This is a genomic window from Synechococcus sp. CCY9202, from assembly GCF_034931685.1.
GTDB lineage: Bacteria > Cyanobacteriota > Cyanobacteriia > PCC-6307 > Cyanobiaceae > CBW1002.
Map to the genome: position 1 here is coordinate 1 of NZ_JAYGID010000119.1, position 13,554 is coordinate 13,554.

The 13,554-nt window shown below is 65.0% G+C and carries 25 protein-coding genes and 1 tRNA gene; 13 read left to right on the forward strand and 13 right to left on the reverse strand.

Annotated features, from left to right (window positions below):
* Together VB777_RS14425 and VB777_RS14430 are read right to left on the reverse strand one after the other, a co-directional pair.
* The coding region (locus tag VB777_RS14425; protein ID WP_323249790.1) for a CDGSH iron-sulfur domain-containing protein at positions 1-238 on the reverse strand (238 nt) is incomplete at its 3' end.
* A 307-nt stretch (positions 239-545) separates the two neighbouring features.
* The gene (locus tag VB777_RS14430; protein WP_323249792.1) at positions 546-1,940 is read right to left on the reverse strand and encodes a DUF6880 family protein; all 1,395 of its coding nucleotides are present in this window, start codon (positions 1,938-1,940) and stop codon (positions 546-548) included.
* Between the two features lie 34 nt (positions 1,941-1,974).
* On the opposite strand from VB777_RS14430, the gene VB777_RS14435 reads away from it, so the two are divergent.
* Positions 1,975-2,139, forward strand: coding sequence for a hypothetical protein (locus tag VB777_RS14435; RefSeq protein ID WP_197155705.1), 165 nt, complete (start codon positions 1,975-1,977; stop codon positions 2,137-2,139).
* 115 nt (positions 2,140-2,254) lie between these two features.
* The gene (locus VB777_RS14440) at positions 2,255-2,530 is read left to right on the forward strand and encodes a hypothetical protein (RefSeq protein ID WP_323249794.1); all 276 of its coding nucleotides are present in this window, start codon (positions 2,255-2,257) and stop codon (positions 2,528-2,530) included.
* A 78-nt stretch (positions 2,531-2,608) separates the two neighbouring features.
* On the opposite strand, the gene vapC is transcribed toward VB777_RS14440, so the two are convergent.
* Both vapC and vapB read right to left on the reverse strand, forming a co-directional pair.
* Entirely contained in the window at positions 2,609-3,022 is a 414-nt protein-coding gene (vapC, locus tag VB777_RS14445; RefSeq protein WP_323249796.1) for a type II toxin-antitoxin system tRNA(fMet)-specific endonuclease VapC, read from the reverse strand.
* A gap of 8 nt (positions 3,023-3,030) precedes the next feature.
* Positions 3,031-3,267, reverse strand: coding sequence for a type II toxin-antitoxin system VapB family antitoxin (gene vapB / locus VB777_RS14450; RefSeq protein ID WP_197155710.1), 237 nt, complete (start codon positions 3,265-3,267; stop codon positions 3,031-3,033).
* Positions 3,268-3,447: 180 nt separating this feature from the next.
* Here vapB and VB777_RS14455 point away from each other — a divergent pair, with 180 nt between their 5' ends.
* The 6 genes from VB777_RS14455 to VB777_RS14480 all read left to right on the forward strand — a co-directional run bounded on the left by VB777_RS14455 (position 3,448) and on the right by VB777_RS14480 (position 5,843).
* Positions 3,448-3,762 (forward strand): hypothetical protein, encoded by a 315-nt coding sequence (locus VB777_RS14455; RefSeq protein WP_323249798.1) that lies wholly within the window; start codon positions 3,448-3,450, stop codon positions 3,760-3,762.
* A 44-nt stretch (positions 3,763-3,806) separates the two neighbouring features.
* Positions 3,807-4,262: a hypothetical protein gene (locus VB777_RS14460; RefSeq protein ID WP_231597904.1), complete on the forward strand. Its 456-nt coding sequence runs from the start codon at positions 3,807-3,809 to the stop codon at positions 4,260-4,262.
* A 145-nt stretch (positions 4,263-4,407) separates the two neighbouring features.
* Positions 4,408-4,674, forward strand: coding sequence for a ribbon-helix-helix protein, CopG family (locus VB777_RS14465; protein ID WP_197155712.1), 267 nt, complete (start codon positions 4,408-4,410; stop codon positions 4,672-4,674).
* Positions 4,674-5,102, forward strand: a complete 429-nt coding sequence (locus VB777_RS14470) for a type II toxin-antitoxin system VapC family toxin (protein ID WP_197155714.1) — start codon at positions 4,674-4,676, stop codon at positions 5,100-5,102. The genes VB777_RS14465 and VB777_RS14470 overlap by 1 nt, the downstream gene beginning before the upstream one ends.
* Before the next feature lie 124 nt (positions 5,103-5,226).
* A complete protein-coding gene (locus VB777_RS14475; RefSeq protein WP_197155716.1) occupies positions 5,227-5,421 on the forward strand; it encodes a hypothetical protein in 195 nt (64 codons plus the stop codon).
* A 254-nt stretch (positions 5,422-5,675) separates the two neighbouring features.
* Positions 5,676-5,843 carry a hypothetical protein gene (locus VB777_RS14480; RefSeq protein ID WP_197155718.1) on the forward strand — a complete coding sequence of 56 codons (168 nt, stop codon included), beginning with the start codon at positions 5,676-5,678 and terminating at the stop codon, positions 5,841-5,843.
* 41 nt (positions 5,844-5,884) lie between these two features.
* Here the strand turns inward: VB777_RS14480 and VB777_RS14485 are convergent, their stop codons facing one another.
* Entirely contained in the window at positions 5,885-6,271 is a 387-nt protein-coding gene (locus tag VB777_RS14485; protein ID WP_323249800.1) for a type II toxin-antitoxin system VapC family toxin, read from the reverse strand.
* On the reverse strand, positions 6,271-6,495 hold the full coding sequence (locus VB777_RS14490; RefSeq protein WP_197155720.1) for a hypothetical protein: 225 nt from the start codon (positions 6,493-6,495) through the stop codon (positions 6,271-6,273). Before VB777_RS14490 ends, VB777_RS14485 begins: the two co-directional genes overlap by 1 nt.
* A 274-nt stretch (positions 6,496-6,769) precedes the next feature.
* On the opposite strand from VB777_RS14490, the gene VB777_RS14495 reads away from it, so the two are divergent.
* A complete protein-coding gene (locus tag VB777_RS14495; RefSeq protein WP_322758744.1) occupies positions 6,770-7,282 on the forward strand; it encodes a hypothetical protein in 513 nt (170 codons plus the stop codon).
* Here the strand turns inward: VB777_RS14495 and VB777_RS14500 are convergent.
* Positions 7,272-7,490, reverse strand: coding sequence for a hypothetical protein (locus tag VB777_RS14500; protein WP_322758743.1), 219 nt, complete (start codon positions 7,488-7,490; stop codon positions 7,272-7,274). The two genes, VB777_RS14495 and VB777_RS14500, sit on opposite strands and share 11 nt — an antisense overlap.
* A gap of 87 nt (positions 7,491-7,577) precedes the next feature.
* On the opposite strand from VB777_RS14500, the gene VB777_RS14505 reads away from it, so the two are divergent.
* Positions 7,578-7,745, forward strand: a complete 168-nt coding sequence (locus tag VB777_RS14505; protein WP_197155723.1) for a hypothetical protein — start codon at positions 7,578-7,580, stop codon at positions 7,743-7,745.
* Positions 7,746-8,067: 322 nt separating this feature from the next.
* Positions 8,068-8,316 (forward strand): hypothetical protein, encoded by a 249-nt coding sequence (locus VB777_RS14510; protein WP_197155725.1) that lies wholly within the window; start codon positions 8,068-8,070, stop codon positions 8,314-8,316.
* A 145-nt stretch (positions 8,317-8,461) separates the two neighbouring features.
* On the opposite strand, the gene VB777_RS14515 is transcribed toward VB777_RS14510, so the two are convergent.
* From VB777_RS14515 to VB777_RS14525, 3 genes are all read right to left on the reverse strand, one after another.
* Entirely contained in the window at positions 8,462-8,905 is a 444-nt protein-coding gene (locus tag VB777_RS14515) for a TA system VapC family ribonuclease toxin (RefSeq protein ID WP_322758742.1), read from the reverse strand.
* On the reverse strand, positions 8,886-9,185 hold the full coding sequence (locus tag VB777_RS14520) for a hypothetical protein (protein ID WP_197155727.1): 300 nt from the start codon (positions 9,183-9,185) through the stop codon (positions 8,886-8,888). The genes VB777_RS14515 and VB777_RS14520 overlap by 20 nt, the downstream gene beginning before the upstream one ends.
* Positions 9,186-9,459: 274 nt before the next feature.
* Positions 9,460-9,624, reverse strand: a complete 165-nt coding sequence (locus VB777_RS14525) for a hypothetical protein (protein WP_197155728.1) — start codon at positions 9,622-9,624, stop codon at positions 9,460-9,462.
* Positions 9,625-10,099: 475 nt separating this feature from the next.
* Here VB777_RS14525 and VB777_RS17485 point away from each other — a divergent pair, with 475 nt between their 5' ends.
* Both VB777_RS17485 and VB777_RS17490 read left to right on the forward strand, forming a co-directional pair.
* On the forward strand, positions 10,100-10,318 hold the full coding sequence (locus VB777_RS17485; RefSeq protein WP_416238363.1) for a hypothetical protein: 219 nt from the start codon (positions 10,100-10,102) through the stop codon (positions 10,316-10,318).
* A 70-nt stretch (positions 10,319-10,388) separates the two neighbouring features.
* Entirely contained in the window at positions 10,389-11,510 is a 1,122-nt protein-coding gene (locus VB777_RS17490) for a gamma-glutamylcyclotransferase family protein (RefSeq protein ID WP_416238364.1), read from the forward strand.
* A gap of 269 nt (positions 11,511-11,779) precedes the next feature.
* On the opposite strand, the gene VB777_RS14535 is transcribed toward VB777_RS17490, so the two are convergent.
* The 3 genes from VB777_RS14535 to VB777_RS14545 all read right to left on the reverse strand — a co-directional run bounded on the left by VB777_RS14535 (position 11,780) and on the right by VB777_RS14545 (position 13,552).
* Positions 11,780-11,853, reverse strand: a tRNA-Met gene (locus VB777_RS14535).
* A 59-nt stretch (positions 11,854-11,912) separates the two neighbouring features.
* Positions 11,913-12,869, reverse strand: coding sequence for a M23 family metallopeptidase (locus VB777_RS14540; RefSeq protein ID WP_323249805.1), 957 nt, complete (start codon positions 12,867-12,869; stop codon positions 11,913-11,915).
* A gap of 212 nt (positions 12,870-13,081) precedes the next feature.
* On the reverse strand, positions 13,082-13,552 hold the full coding sequence (locus VB777_RS14545) for a tRNA (cytidine(34)-2'-O)-methyltransferase (protein WP_323249807.1): 471 nt from the start codon (positions 13,550-13,552) through the stop codon (positions 13,082-13,084).
* Positions 13,553-13,554 lie beyond the last annotated feature (2 nt).

The following is a 13,554-nucleotide window of genomic DNA, read 5'->3' on the forward strand; positions in this document are numbered from 1 at the left end:
GCCACCAGGGCCCGCGGGGCTGGGCGGTATGGCGGCCGTCGCAGAGGGGATAGCGGTGCGAACGGCCGCAGCGGCACAGCAGCATCGTGGCCGCCTCGCTCAGGCGCAGCTCGTAGGACACCCGGCCAGAGCCCAGATGGGCGCCATCGCAGAACCAGCCCTGACGGCTGCGACCACAACCGCACAGCTGATGCACCCCGGCGGGCAGTTCCAGCGGTTCCGGCCCTGGGGTGGCCATAGGCCTTGATGCCATCGGGGTAGACGTGCAGGAGCAGACAGCGGATCTCGCAGCAGGGAGCGGTGAGGAGTGCCATGGGAAGGAAGGCGTGGAACCACCGACCGAGGCCCGCTGCGGCAGAGGCGGCAAGGACCGCGTCGCACCGAGAGGTGCGGCTTGCAGACACCGCGGCCCGGCCTGATCCTTGCCGCCGCTGACGCGGTGGGCACGCTGGGAGGGTTCACGCCGCTCCCGTGGTGCTCCCCGCCCGCGGCGGCGGCGGTTCGTCGTGGCCATGCAGAACGGCGCTGGCTGCAGCAGGGCCGGATCAGAGGCCCAGGGGCCTGGCCTTGCTCCAGAAGCCGCGCTTGCGGGCATGGGTGGAGCGGATCGCTGCCAGGTAGGCCTCATGGGGTGGGATTTCGCCCCAGTCGCTGATGCGAGAGCTCAGCAGCTGGCAGGTGTGCAGATGGCCGGCGGCGGCGCCGTATTGGCTGGAGTAGCCATTGGTCAGCGCGAAATCCACCATGCAGCGCAGGGCCAGGGTGGCCGCCAGCGGATGGTCTGCACTCAGGCGCTCTGCTGCTGTGTCGAACAGCTCGTCGTGGGCACCGTTGAGTTCACCGTGGCGCTGCACGATCACCTGGGCCGCGCGGTGCAGGCCCGTGGGCCACTCCAGCAGAAAAGACAGGGCCGCGTAAAGATCCGGGCTGGCAGCCACGAAGTCGATGGCGCGCTGCTCAGCCTCCCCGTCCTCGAAGGCGGGCAGCTGCTGGAGGTAATCGCGCAGATAGGTCTCCATCAGGGTCTGCTCGAACCAGTGCCACCGGGCCGCCTGGGCCTCATCGGTGCGGCCGAGGACCTCCAGGGCGGCGATCTGGGCGTCTTCCCAGTCGAGTACCGGCCAGGGGGAGCGCTCCGGAGAACCCTCCTGCAGAAACCGCAGGGCCTCCTCAGCTCGCCCGACCTTGAGCAGCCGCTGTGCAATCCCGGCCGCGATGCGGGGAACGCGCCGCTGCCGTTCGCTGTACTGGGCGATGTAGCCATCCACATCCCCCATCGCCTCGGCAACGGCCCTGAGGCCGGACTGTGCGGTCCAGAACCGGGACTGCTCCTCCTGGGGCGGCACCGTGACCGGCTGCTGCGCCAGCTGCTCAAACTGCTGCCGCAGCGCCGCCAGCCCGGTGGGTCCAAGCGACTCGGCGAGCTTCCCGATCAGGCCGTGCACGATGCCGTCGTCGTCGTGGCAGTGGGCCTCGAACACCTGTCGCGCCAGCGCTGCAGGCTCCGGCCGTGCCGCCTGAACCACGGGGGGGAGGGCGTGGCATGCCTCCCGGAACAGCTCATCCATCTCAGCGTTGCTGTCATCGCAGCGGGAGAGCACGTTCCGGCTGAGAGCGAGGAACTCCCACAGCAGCGCCAGGGCCAGGGAGGGATCGCTCGTGGCGATCGGCCCGCGGATGGCGTCCAGCTGGCGGAGCAGATCCTTGGCCAGCGCCCTGAGCTGCTGTCGGTCGATGAAGCTGCGCGAGCCCCGGATGCTCCCGAACTGCTGACGCACAAGGGCGGCGGCGTCCTCGGGACCGGACCGGGATGCGACTGCAAGCCTGAGCTGGCGCTGGATCGCCGGATCGCTGCCGGCCAGTTCGAGCAGAAGGTCAGCCAGGTGATCGGGCCCCAACGCCAGCAGTGTCTGGCGATCCAGTGCGGGTCGTCGTGGCATCAGGGCGGACCAGCTGGCGGAAGCGGAAGCGGGAGTGGCGGGGATCAGTCTGCGTGCCGCCGCCGCTTTCGCCGCACCGCAGGATGCTCCGCGCCGGGCACCTCCAGGCTCGCCCCTGGGCAAGGGCTGCGCCAGGCGCCGCTGCTGGTTGCGTGGGTGCGATCGCCCCGGCGTTGCCGCCGGTGCTCAGCGCACCTGATCGAGGGTCGGCGCCCCTTGCCGGGCTGGGCGGCCCTGCGGTGTCCCGTCGCTGCGCCGGATGGCGTCAATGGTTCATGGTCAGCTCAGTCGTTCGGTATTCCCCGCAAGATCCGGTGTCCCTGGTAGAGTCGTGCCAGAAGGCGCTGGAGTGGATCCTGCGCACCCACAGCGCCGAAGGCCGGCCGATCCGCCGCATCTGGATCGATCAGCCCTATGGGGAGGAGGAGCTCACCTTGCTGGAGGAGGAGGTGCTGCCGGTGATGGCGGCCTTCCTGGAGCGCATCGATGCGATCGATCAGGGCCTTGAGGCCAGGCTGCAGGCCGAGATCGCGGCCCAGGAGAGTCGGGCGCCGGATGGAGAAGAGGCTCCAGAGGGCGGGGCCTGCTGATGCCCTGGGGCCGGCCAGAGGCCGGCCTTTTGGCTGGCGGCCCCCCTGCGTCATTCAAGCGGGCATGGAGAGGTGCCGTCAGACCCAGTTGTCGAGCAAAAGACCATCCACCCGCTCGAATTCCCGCAGGTTGTTGCTGACCAGGGTCAGGCCCTCACTGCGGGCCTGGGCAGCGATGTGCAGATCATTCACACCAATCGGTAATCCACGCCGCTCAAGGGATGCGCGAATCAGTCCATAGTGCTGCGCAGCTTTGGCTCCGTAGCTGAGCACATCCAAGCGACTGCAGAAGTCCTCCACAACGGCAAGAGATCTCCGGGGCTGGGAACTCTTCTCAGCCCCGTGCAGCAACTCGGCCAGGGTGATCGCAGAGATCCCCATCTGGGCAGCATTCTCGTTGAATCTCTCAAGCAGCGAAGCCGGCCTTAGCTTGATCACCCTTAGCTTGATCACATAGATGCAGATATTGGTATCCAGCAGATAGCGCAACATCTTCCGTGTCAGAAGGCCTCGCGCTCCGGTTGATCCTGAGTCGCCCGCTCCTGCAGGAAGTCATCCGGCACGGGCAGCGCATCCTGAAAGAACGTGTCCCAGCGGCGACCGAGCGGAGAGATGATGCGCTCCTCGCCGCAGGCCCGGACCTCCACGTCTTTCACGGAGTCAGGCAGGCGCAGATGGGCGGGGATGCGCACAGCCTGACTGCGGTTACTGAGGAAGAGCTTGGTGACAGCCGCCACGGGGAGCACCCATCTGGGATATACACGAAGTCTATCCCCTGAATGCCAGGGTGGATGGCCGCGTCATCCACCCGAGCCATTCAGGGGAATCGCTGAGATTCAGGCTGGAGCGATCCCCGCCAGAAAAGTCTCGATCCAGCGCCGGTGCCGGTTGGTGGTGATCAGCCCGGCCAGGGATGGTTGGGAGTCGGGAACCTGAAACGCGGTGCGGAAGCCCCTGGAGAAGGCCTGGTGGAGCAGCTCTCTGCCCCACGGGGTGCAGCCCACCAACAACCACCCCGCCCCGTCGAGACGGCCTGGGAAGCGCCGTTGCCGACCAGAGCCGCCCCCGCCGGCGCGCAGGTGGACCGCTGGAGCGAGTTCTCAGTGGTGGAGCTGCGAGCGCTGCTGCGCAGCTACCCGATCGATCGCCGCTCGCTGCCGGCCCCGATCGAGCTGTTGCGGCGAGAGGAGCTGCTCGAGGCCCAGATGCAGCTCGCTGCGCTGGTGACTTGAGCGCCTGAATCTCCCTGATCGCCGATTCCCCATTCCGTTCGCCCATGACCACCACCCCGATGACCGCCGCCATGCCCTCCTTGACCATGACCACCGCCTTGAGCCCCAGTGCCGCGCAGCCCCCCGTGAGCGCCGAGCCTGCCCCCGGATCGCCGGAGGCGCTGCTGCTGCTGGCTGGTCTGGGGATCCTGCCCGCCAGCGCGGACTTCAACGATCCCCGCTTTGCGCCCGACACCATCAGCAGCAGCCTGGAGCGACTCGTTGCCGTGAAGCAGGAGCTGGAATTCCTGGCGGCAGAGCAGAAACAGCTGCAGGAACATCTGCGTCTGGCCCATCTGCGCGGTGACCTCAGGCAGCAACTGCCCAGTAGGCGCTATAGCCTCAGCTGCAAGGAGATCGAATGCCAGCTCAAGGCCCGCCAGGCCTATGAACAGCAGAGCGGCGATGCCACCGCCACCGTGGGGAGCTGCTTCTGGGAGCTGCGCTCGATCAAGGGGTGAAGCCACCAATCACAGACGCCCTGGGCCCGGCGCCCGGGGCTTTTGATGCAGACTCTTCCGGTGCGCCATGGCCGGAAGCCCCAGCATCCAACCACCGGTACTACGATGGGCATGCTTGTAATACAGGGATCGGGCCCTGCTCGTCATGCCCCTCACCGTCAGGCTTGACGCCGATACAGAGCACTGCCTCGAGCAGCTCCTGGCAGAAACGGGACAGGACAAGAGCTCCTTGATTCGCCAGCTGATCCGAGAACGCTGGCAGCAGCGCCAGCCCCTCCCGTCGATCACCCAGCAATTGGGTGGTCATCCCGGCAGCTTTCTCGACACCTTGCCGTCGGGGAGTTCAGAGCGTCAGGAGCGGCGCCGACTCCTCGGCCAGAGACTTGCAGCGCGGCGGATGGAGCGGCGCTGATGCGGCGAATCCTGGTCGATTCGGGGATCCTGTTGAGCTACTACCAACAGCAGGAGCCACTGCACCAGGCCGTCGTGGCCTTCTTTGATCAGACTGCCGCTCAATTGATCACCTCACCGATCTGCATCGCCGAGGTGCTCTGGCTGCTGGGTCATCCCGGTGATTCCCGCGTCATGGCCGCTCAGAACCATCTGCTCGGGGCCGTCAGCCGCTGTGGCATTGAGGTGATCAACCTGCTGCCAGTGGATTACGCCCGTATCGCGGAACTCAATCAACGCACTGCCGATCTGCCCGGCGATTTCGCCGATCTCACCTTGGTGACACTCTCGGAGCGGCTGGATGTGGCCGAGATCCTCAGTCTCGACAGCGACTTCGATGTCTACCGGCGCTTCCGGCGCGATCCCTTCAGACGCGTTCCGCTCGGCTGAGACTCTGACGCAGCATGACCATTCAATGAGATGGTCCCGCGATAAGCCCTGCAACTGAGCTCGAGCCGCCCTGGAGCACCTGCGCCGCCTTGGGGAACTCTTTGTGGACACTGCATTCCCCACCTTGCCTTTAACCACCGCAGCCATCTCGATCGAGTTGCTGATGGACACCACCAACACCCTCCAGACACTCGAAACCTTGATCACCTGCAGGGCCGACGCAGCTGTGCACCACCCCGAAAAAGGGCCAGCTCTGCGGCATCTGCTGGCGGAGCTACTGGAGTTGGTGGAAGCAAGGACAGAAGAAACGGTGAGATGAACGGTGGCTCCTGGTCCAGCGTGGTCGGACAGGCAGAGGGCGTGGTCGCTCCGGTCGTGCGACCTGACGATGCCGATCGTGGGCTGGCTGATCAGTAATCCCTGCTGCATGGCCGGGTTGTGGCACCCAAAAGCCGATCGCAGCAATCAACAAGTCATCCTTCAAACACCCCCTGTCCCGTCGTTCGCATCGGCGGACTGCCTCCCTCCACCTCAGTTGTTGATCCAGGATTGGTTTCTAGACGCACCAACCCCATGCCCCGCGAACGTGACCCCTACCGCATCCCCCGCGCCGGCTGGGAGATCGCACCGGCCGCTGGCCTGGCCTCCATTGATCTGAACGGAAACCAGGGTGCCCAGACCGGCACTGAGTTCATCGGAGAATCCACCATCGGCGGGATGCTGGTCTGCGCCGCCCTTTGAACACCCCGCTGCCATCTTTCGTCTGTTCCTGCAATGGATGCTCAGGAAGCGATCACCTCCACGGGGCACTGCAGCCCGGGCGCGCGGGCGGCACGGGCATCGGCGCTGAGCAGGGTAGCGCCGAGTTGTTCGGCCAGGGCCACATAGAGCGCGTCGTAGGCCGTGAGGTTGGCCCGCAGTTCCCAGGCCCGTGGCCAGAGGTGGCGGCTGGTGTGCCGCCGCAGCCCCAGCTGTTGGCTGGTGGCCAGGGCCTGCAGGGCGTGCTGCTCGGGCAGAAGATCGGCCAACACCAGGCGGCGCAGCACCGAGAGAAGCTCGGCATCGATCAGCTCCGGCGCCTGGAGATTGGCATCCGCGAGCCGTGCACGTGCAGGGCCATCGATCAACAGGGCATCCACCAGCACCGAGGCATCCACCACCACCACCATCAGCGTTCGGCGCGGCTCTGGCGCAGGGCCTCCAGGATCGCGCCGGGCTCGATGGTGGCCGAGGGCAAAGCCTGGAGCAGATCGGCGTTGTCCGCGCGGCGTGAGGTTTCGCAGAGCTCCTGCAGGGCAAAGGTGCTCAAGGGGAGTCCGGCGCGGCGGGCCAGCTGTTCCAGGCGCTCGGCCACATCGTCGGGCACGTGGCGGATGTAGAGGGTGCGCGACACGATGACCTCCTGCTTGCAATTTGCTAGCAGCCTAGGGGTAAATGTCGCTCTTCCACTCCCTCCAGCCATGGGCGGCACGCCCAGGCAGGGCAATGGCACCATCCGTCGGATCCATTCTTTCTGCTCAATCCGCACGAACAACAGATGAGGCATTGCCCGCCCTCTGACACCCACCGGCAGCAACCCCCAAACCACCTCCAGCTGGTACTTCGCACGAATCGGCCCCCGTTCAGCCCCCGTCAGCCTCAGATTGAAGTTCCCCTGCACTCCTCCCATGACCCGAGAACGTGATCCCTACCGCATCCCCCGCGCCGGCTGGGAGATCGCACCGGCCGCTGGCCTGGCCTCCATTGACCTGAACGGAAACCAGGGTGCCCTGACCGGCACTGAGTTCATCGGAGAATCCACCGTCGGCGGGATGCTGGTCTACGCCATCTACCAGGCGCTGCTCACCGGCCTGCGCACCGAGGCGATGCGCAAGCGGGGCGACATCAATCGCGCCACCCAGATCCAGGTGATCGCCGAAAGCGTCTGGGCCACCACCAAGCAGGGGGCTGCGGTCAGTGCAGTGCTGAGCGTTGTCCTGCTGGGCTTCCCCTGGCTGGGCTTCCCCCTGACCCTGGTGGGCCTGGTAGGGATGGGCAAGGCGTCGCTGGATCTGGTCCATGCCTTCTGGGATGGCCTCAGCGATGAGCAGCGCCGTGATCTGCACCGTGCCGCCTTTGATGCGGGCGTGAACCTCAGCCAACTGCTGAGCAGGCCTGGCTCCGCCTCTCTCACAGCATGAAGCGGGAGGTTGCGACCGGCTGGCTGGGGCGGCACTGATCACACGGATCCAGGAGCCACTCCTGGATCCGCAACAAAGCGCTGGCCTCCAGGAACGGCTCACCAGCCACGCGGCAGAACTGCAGGGCCAGCTCCCCGAGCTGCTGCTGCGCAGTGACTCTCCCCACGACGCCATCCGCAGCTGGCTGGCCGATAAGGACCTCAGCCATTGGTGGCCCCAGTCCCAGGGGGGAACGGCAGATCAGGGCTGGCAGTTCGAGACCGCCAGCTGGAACCGCAGCCGCGGCGCCGAGGTGATGAACCCTGCCGAGATCGCCCGTGCCCATGTCGATGGCGGCCTGGATGCGCTGCTGGCTCCCGGGGTGCCGGCCGACATGGCGGCCCATGGGGTGGAAGCAGCCTTGATCGCGGCCTCGATCGTCCTGGCCTGGCACCTGCTCCGCCAACGTCAGAGCTGGATATAGGCTTCTGGCGCTGGCAAGCAGAGGATTCTGCGGGCAGCGATCCAGGCGGCTGGCCTCTCCGCCCTCAGTGGTGCCTCGATGTCGATGGTGGTCAGCCTGGCGCGCCTGCTTCCCGGGCCTGGCGAAAGGGCCTTCGATCTACGGGGACGGGGCTCCTTGAAGGCTCCCGTTACGCCTTGAAAGAAGGCGTAGCCCAAAGGCATCAGAAACCGTGGTACGGTCTTAGGACGATTGATCGATAGGCCAGAAATCTGGCCAAATAGACAAGGCTGACCTTAATAGCGACAGAAAAGAAAAACCTCACCCAGGCTCAACCCTATCCATGACGAAAAACAATCACTTCGAAGCCGAGAATGACCCGTTCGAGGTCCAGAAGATCTCGATGGCCGATATCGAAGCCGGCGACATCGCCGAGATGGGGCTGCACCTGAACCTGAGCGAGCGGAGCTACTACTTCGATTTCAAGATCACCCCCCTCAGCAAGGAGATGAAGACCCAGCTTTACAAGCAGATCCAGGCCCTTGTCTACACCTACAAGGAGCTCCACAACATCCTGAGTGAGCACAGCTGATCTCGCTCGGCTTGGGCTTGGCTTGACGTCCTTTAGCGGCCTCCTCTGGGGGCCGCTTTTTGGGGATCCTCCCGAGTCCGCAGTCAATCCGCAGGCCGGGTAACTGAGGGAAAGCTCATGGTGCGTCTTCTGCACGGACATCCGCCTACAGCAGCTGGAACGTGAGCCCTTCCTGCTCAAACTGGCGAAAATCCTGGTCGAGGCTGATCAGTGGAAGGCCAGCAGCGATCGCGAAGGCGGCCAGGTAGGCATCCATCCAGCGCTTCGGGGCGGTCTGCTCAATCGCGCCCAGCTGGCACCAAAGACGCCCCAGATCAGGCGGCTCATCGATCACATCCACCTGCGGCAGCGCCAGGAACGCCTGCAGTGCGGCCCAGGCATCGCCGTTGGTGGCCTTCGGTACGCCATAAGCCTGCGTGATCACCGGCGTGGAGGCCAGACGCAGAAAACTCTGCTGGGTGGCGCGGCACCACAAGGCCGGTTCCACCGCGCTGGCCGAGCGCAGCACCCCACGAGCGATCGCATGTGCCGGGTGCTCGCTGAAGGCCGCCGCCAGCCACACATTGCTGTCAAGCAGACAGGCCGGCACGCTGGCGGTCCTCCTGCATCAGCGTCTCCTGCTCCAGCCGCAGCGCTGTGACCACATCGATGGGATGCCGCTTGAGCCGAGGGTCAGGGCGAAACAGCGGCAGTCCTTCCGCGTCCACCTCCAGCACCTCGCGCTTGCTGGGCTGCGGCAGGGGAGCGGGGCCATGCAGCCCCTGGCGGATGTAGTCGGCCACCAGCTCCTTGATCGGCCGCCCCTGCTGCAGGGCCCGCTGCTTCACCTGGCGCATCAGGTGATCCGGAAGGTCCAGCGTCGTCTTCATCACCCCCCAGCCTGGGAAACCAGCTTACTGGCTTGGTGGGTATGTGGGCGTGAGCGGCGCTCGCGTTGGCTCTCGATTCCAACGATCCGAAATGTCCGGATGGTTGAACTTTCGGCAAGGTCATTGATTCCAACAGGAGCACATCGGCTCGCTGTCTGCTGCGTCTCGATCGAGGACCGGATTCCAGCCAGTCATCAGGGCTCTCGAAAAGCGTGGTCAAGGCATGGCAGCCCCGGCTTCTGTCACGCCTCCCGACGCCAGCATTCCTCTGATGTCATAGGCCAGCTTGCTCGCAAATGCGCTGGCGAATCGAGCGGTTGTCGCCACGCCTGAGCAGGCTCATCACGATGGTGCGCAGAAAGGGGAAGACCGCTATGCCCGCCCGGGTGGCATAGCGATGGGCGTCTTCAACGAGCTGGGCTCCCAACGATGGCGACATCGATCAGGTTCACGTTGCCGCCGGTCCTCAGCCCATTCCTAGGCGGCCTCCCGGTGCGCGGATCCTGCGCTTCACAAGAAAGCCGGGCCGGCGCTGAACCTGAACGGGCAGAACTACTGCTTCGACTTCAGGATCTCTCGCCTCAGCAAGGAGATGAAGATGCAGCTGTACAAGCAGATCCATAGCCTTCTCTACACCTATAACCAGCTCCACAACATTCAGACGAAGCGTAGTTGATTTCAATCAGCCTTGGCGCTCTCCTGCGGCCTCCTCTGGGGGCCGCTGTTTTGGGGATCTTGACGACTCCGCAGTGAATCCGCAGTGACTCTTGAGGGCAAAAGCGGGATGCTGATAAGCGTCAACCAAACCGAGAACGCCCATGGGTCCGATCGAATATGCCCTCGTGATTGAGGCTTTTCGCCTTCAAGGGGTACTGAAGGCCAACTACCGGCCCGTCAAGCCGGCCTTGGACTGCATGGCCCAGGCGATTCGCGAAGCCTGTGAAGGCTATGGCTTCTCCGCCGAGATGACCACCAACTTCCTGCTTCGCCAGGGAAGCCGCATCCATTCCCTTGATGAAGAGATCAACGACCGCCAGGAATTTCGGGCCATTGAGCGCCGAATGCTTTGCCTGATCGGCCGGGAGGGCAATCAGGACCGGCTCGCCCGGCGAGGACGGCGTCCCCAGGTATGAACGCCCCCAGTTCCCGGCCTCGCTGAGCAGCATCAGCAACCCGCAACCCCCATCCCCTCCAATCCCCCCTATGAACCATGTCTTTATCTATGGCAGCCTCAAGCGCGGCCAGTCCAACCACCACTGGCTCCGTGGGGCCCTGTTTCTTGGGCGTCACCGCCTTGCAGGTGACCGCCTGTACTCCCTCGGTGGCTATCCGATGGCCGTGCTGGAGGATCACTCCAGTGCCGTGATCCATGGCGAGGTGTTCATGGACCCAGTCCATGCCGGCACCCTCGGCCCGCGGCGCCCAGAGCTTCTGGAGCCCCCTGTGCTGAAACTCCTTGTAGAGCACGTTGGACACGGCGACGTTGTTGACGGCGATCCGCACGCTCGAGATCTCCGCGAAGCGCACCGTCCAGCGGGCGTTGAGCTGACCGTGGAAGAGATCCCAGTTCTGCCGCAGCTGATAGCGCTCCAGCCAGGCCTCGGGAACCGCGGGGGCGAAGTGCTCGCTGGTCTTGGTCTTCATGTCGCCGGGAATGCTGATCCAGCCCCGGTCGTCGATGCCTTCGGCGTGCCAGAGCTCATGGGGCCGCAGCCCGAACACGGCGATGCAGGCGAATACCCACTGGTGAAAGGGCTCGAGCCGATCCAGCCAGTGCTCCAGGTCAGCATCGGAGGGGATGACCCGCACCCGCATCGACGAGGCCTTACGGATCTTCTCGGCGGCACCCTTGGGCCTCATCCCCCTCAGCTGCTGCAGCACGGCCGTCAGATCCATCAGGCCGCTGCGGTGGATCTGGGAGATGGTCTCGATCCGGTGGTTGAACCGCTTCAGGTGGGTGAGCGGGTTCACCTCCATGGCCCAGCTCAGCAGCCGTTGGGGATCCGCCGGGTCACGGAATCGGGCAACCCGCAGCTTCAGGTCGTTGATGGCGTGGACGCGGCTGCCCTCCTTGCAGATCCTCACCTCGATATCGGCGATGCAGGCCTCCACCAGGCCCTGCCAGCGGAGGCGCGAGGTCCCGCCACGGGCCGCCAGGGGTTCGGGCCACTGGCCCTTGCGATGGCCCTCCAGACACAGATCCCGGGCCCGCTCGACGTCCTCGTCGCGGCGGTGCAGGAGCGGAGCCAGGGAGAACTCCCGCACCTGGACCCCCTGCACCAGTTCGCACACGTAGATCGACGAGCTCCGGTCGTAGCGGCGTAGGCGGAAGCGGCACCGCCTGGCCACCAGTTCGCGGGCGCAGTGGTCCCAGGCATCGATGCGATGAGAAAGGCGAGACGGCAAGGCGCGGACCGGGCGGCTCGCAGGAGTATTCCCCGAAGCCGTCGAAGCAGGTTGTGAACAGGTTCACAACCAATGGCTTCTAGAGGCTCCTACCGGCTACAACCTGGACAGTGTGGTCTCAGGCGTGGAATGCCCCAGAACCCAGTCCCAGAAAGCAAAAAGCCCCTGATTTCAAGCAAACATGCGAATGGCTCGGGGGAGACTTGAACTCCCGACCTTGGGGTTATGAATCCCACGCTCTAACCAGCTGAGCTACCGAGCCTTGCCTTGGGAAGTGTAAAGGATGACCGTTCCCCCAGGATCCAGCCGGACAGATGCTGCTCAGGCGCGGGGTGGCAGGAACTGCAGGGGATTTGCGGCGCCCCTGGATGGGGGATGGATTTCAAAATGGAGGTGAGGGCCGGTGCTGCGTCCGGTGCTGCCCATCTGGGAGATCTGGGTCCCCTGGTTCACCTCTTCGCCGACCCGCACCATCAGGCGGCTGTTGTGCGCATAGAGGGAACGGCTGCCGTCGTCGTGGGTCAGCTCCACCATGTAGCCGTAGCCGCCGTCGTGCCAGCCCGCAAAGGACACCCGGCCGGAGCGGGCGGCCACAATTGAGGTGCCGACATTGTTGGCCACATCGATGCCCTTGTGCATCCGGCCCCAACGCCAGCCATAGCCGGAGGTGAAAGTGCCCTGGGCGGGCCAGATCCAGGTGGTGCGGCCCGCATCATTGCCACTGCCGAAGCGGCGATCCGGCCCCAGGTCTGGCTGGTCGGGCCAGCTCAGGCCACCACTGCCGACGGGCTTGAGGCCCAGCACCATGCGCGACCGACCTGGTGAGGACTGGGCCAGACGGACCTGGCTGCCAGCCACGAGGCGGGCCGTCTCAAGACCGGGATTCAGGCGAAGAAGCTCCTGAAGCGTCACGCCATAGCGCTGGGCAATCTTGATCAGGGTGTCGCCGAGCCGCACGACTCCGGCCGTCTCCAGCGGGGGCGGCTGCTGCAGCGGCGCGGTGCGGCGTAGTTCGCTGGTGTCGAGCGCCAACAGGAATTTGGCCTGACGGCTGCTTTGGGAAGGGAGCACAAGCCAGTCTCCGGAACCGAACTCGTGGTCTTCGTTGACGTCGTTCAGCCTGGCCAGACGTGACTCGTCAACACTGAGATCTCGCGAGAGATCTTCAATTGTGACGGGCTGACGCACTTTCACCCAGAGCTTGTCAAGACTGGAAGCTGGTAGGGACGCAACCAGCACGTCTTCGACACGATCACCGCTCCAGTCGGCGCGTGCCATGACCCCGATAACGGGAATCGTGGCAACAGCGGGTAAAAGGATCAGCCAAGGCTTCATGGATTTTTCAAATCATTCGGACAAGACCCGGTAGAGAAGCCACTATCTCCGGGCCGCGCAGACAGTAGCGCCCTGAACGGTTGGCTGCAAGCAAGCATCGACACCGAAATTCGCTGTCTCAGCGTAAGAATCCTTGCCAATACTGGCTTTCGGCATCAAGGAAGCTGCCGCAGGGCCTCGAACAGCACGACCCCGACCGCTACAGACAGGTTGAGACTCCTGACCCCACCAGACCCATGGCGCTGGCTGCAGGGCATGGGAATGGTGAGACAGGCGTCCGCCAGGGCCTGAACCGGGTTCGGTAATCCGTCGGTTTCCCGACCGAACAGCAGCCAGTCGTCGTTCCGGTAGGTCAGATCGGTGTAGCGCTGCTCGGCATGGCTGCTCAGGGCCAGCAGTCGACCGCCGCGACGCTGTCGCTCCTGCAGGAATGCCTCCAGATCGCCATGGCGGTGCAGGCGCACCCAGGGCCAGTAGTCCAGGCCGGCCCGGCGCAGCTGCCGATCATCGATCTGAAAACCGAGTGGTTCGATCAGGTGCAGCTCCGTGCCGGTGGCGGCGCAGGTGCGGGCCACATTGCCGGTGTTGGGCGGAATCTGGGGCTGGAAGAGCACCACCTGGGGCATGG